The sequence below is a fragment of the Elstera cyanobacteriorum genome (assembly GCF_002251735.1).
Classification (GTDB): Bacteria; Pseudomonadota; Alphaproteobacteria; order Elsterales; family Elsteraceae; genus Elstera; species Elstera cyanobacteriorum.
In genome coordinates, this window is record NZ_NOXS01000001.1 from 1 (window position 1) to 2,577 (window position 2,577).

The window sequence follows — 2,577 nt, forward strand, 5'->3', positions numbered from 1 at the left end:
TCCCATACCAACCTCCCATCAAACTCAGAGGCAGCGTCCCTCGCATGGAACGCGGAAGTGGGATAGGTGGGGCCGGGACAGCGCTTACGTTTAAAGTCGTCCGACCAGCGACGCCGAATGGACGCTAGCGCGCCTTCGATCGGCTCCAAAACGGCCTCGATCATCTGGAGCCTCATTGGGGTAGACATAGGAGAATCCGAAAAACAGCAGCGCCAAACGCGTCGCCAACCTAAAGATCGACCAAATCTAATGCCACACTGACCCAGCTGAGCGATTACTTACAAGTCGACCCTGTCCGCATTTATTTTTGATACTCCCCATTGCGCAGAATTTTTAATAGTTGGGCAGCGTGCGAGATGCACGACGCACCGACACGCTGTTTAGTAGGAAATTGTTAAAATTAAACAATTTTTATGACATTTAGCGATATTTTTTGCTGGAACTGCGAGTCGCAATGGTATGTTAAAAAGCCAGGAGATGTACGCGTGAGCAAAGCCACCCCTATTTTCTACGTCACTAGCCTGAGCCACTACACGTCTCTTGGGGCATGCGACAGCTATCTACTGCACAGTGCGCTCGGTCAATCTTCTCATAGCGATGATCAAAGGGATGATACGGGGTGGGCGAGCGAGCTCGGTACCGAGACCGAGCGGATGTTCCAAGATCTGTTCAGTAATAATCCAGTCTCGCTTGAGGAGGCGGCAGAGAATGCTATGCCGGGGTTTCCGGGCATCGCGAAGCAGGTCGAACTGGCAGGCGAACTGGATGACCTCCAGGGTGGGCGCGTCTTCCTAAAAGGAGCGGCCGATTTCGTCGTTATCGAGCGCCGGGCGGATGCTAGCCTTCGTTATACAGTAGTGGAAATCAAGACGGCAGTGAATCAGCGAGAAGAGTTCTTGCTTCAGGTCGCCCTCTACGTCCATCTGCTACGAAATAAACTTGGAGATCAGGCAAAGGTCTTCGCCAAGGTCATTCGGCGAAATCCCGCAACTGACAAGCTTGACCCCGATGCTTTTCAGCAAGTGCCTGATATCGACGATAACATTCTACAGATTGCATTGCAGGATGCTCGACTAATTATCAAACGCTTCTTCGAAGTATACGCCGAGAATGAAGATAAAAAATTACCTGTTATACAGTTTTATCCAAGTTGCGGATTCTGTAATCATGCTCGCCAATGTCTGGACGAAGCTATACGCCGTAATGACTGGGCTGTTCTCGGTCTGACTATCGGAGAACAACAAGCGCTCCGGGAAGTAAAGGTTGCGGCTGAATGCGACCTTGAAAAAAGCAAACACTCCGAAGCAGTGCACCTCGGCCTCAGGCGAAGCCTCAGCGAGATTCAGGATCTGAGATCGGCTCGGTCTGCTGTTCTTCGAAATGGTGGCCTGCATCAGGTGCGCAGTTACGGTTACCGTCGTTTGCCGAAGATCGGCAAGACCCGCCTGCTCGAAATCTTCATCATTGCGCAGAATCATCCGCGAAGCGCCTATCTGAAATTGGCAGGTTTCTCCTGGGCCGCGTTTAACCCTGGGGGCGAACAAGAGAGTAGCGGCGCTCCTTATCTTTCAATCCTGTCGCGCGAGAACGAAAAACACGGATTAGAGGCATTCATCTCTCGCTTGCTTGCGACGATTGACAGCTTTGTGGCCGATGGTGAGGGGCGCGTTTATTTTTATGTCTGGAGACATGAGGAAATCTCAGCGCTAGTAGATCGCTGCGCTCATCATTCCTCCGGCGCAGACGAATTAATGTCCTTCGCCAGCACGCTGACTGAGCGCGACCAAAAGGGGGAGCGGCGGTTCACTGGAATGATGGAAGAAATCGAGTTGCACTGCACGCGGGGCAGCATCGGCAATAGCCTGCTTACGCTCGGGCTGCTTAAATGGCCCAACGCGCCTGACGCTGATCCTGCCGAAGAGTGGCTAAAGCTCGGAGACCATCTTGGCGATTTTATTAGTGACGCTGTTGGCTCTATCAATGACACCGGAAGCCTTAGAAAAGCTATAAATGAGCTTCCTTGGTTGCCCCAGAGCGTTCCAGAACGTGTAGTTCGAGCTATGGCAGAGGGAACCCTTGAACCGGCACTCGTCGCGAATGCTTGGCTTGGGAGCTTAGGTTTTCTCAAGAAAGCTTACCAAAATATTCGTGATGATATTCAGGATCGAGACATAGAGATACTTAAAGCCAATATTTGGCGGCTGCCTGTTTCTCGTTCGAAGAATCTAGCCGTGAACGCTGCCCTTGAGTATATTAAAGGGGCAAACGAGCAAGCGCGGCGCTCCTGGATCGCCAGACATTCTGTCTCACCGGCTCGGCTTGTTGCGCGCGGCAAGGGCATCATTGTGCATAGCCTCAAGTGGATGCCGGAACCCCAAAAATCTCGGCGTATGGAAGTTAGTTTGGACCCAGACTTCTTGCCGCGCTCGGCGAATGGAATTCCAGAGGCGGCCTTCTCGGCGCTCAACCTGGCGAGCAAGGTGCGTGCTGTCCTGTTTGACGAAGATGATAAGGATCTTCCTTTTGACAGCTGGACACCTCGAAAAACCCCTCGCGTCGGGGTTGGTGACGTGATTC

Annotated in this window: 1 protein-coding gene; it reads left to right on the forward strand. The window is 52.3% G+C overall.

From position 1 onward, the window contains the following. Window positions 1–485: 485 nt before the first annotated feature. The coding region (locus CHR90_RS00005; RefSeq protein WP_141210818.1) for a PD-(D/E)XK nuclease family protein at window positions 486–2,577 on the forward strand (2,092 nt) is incomplete at its 3' end.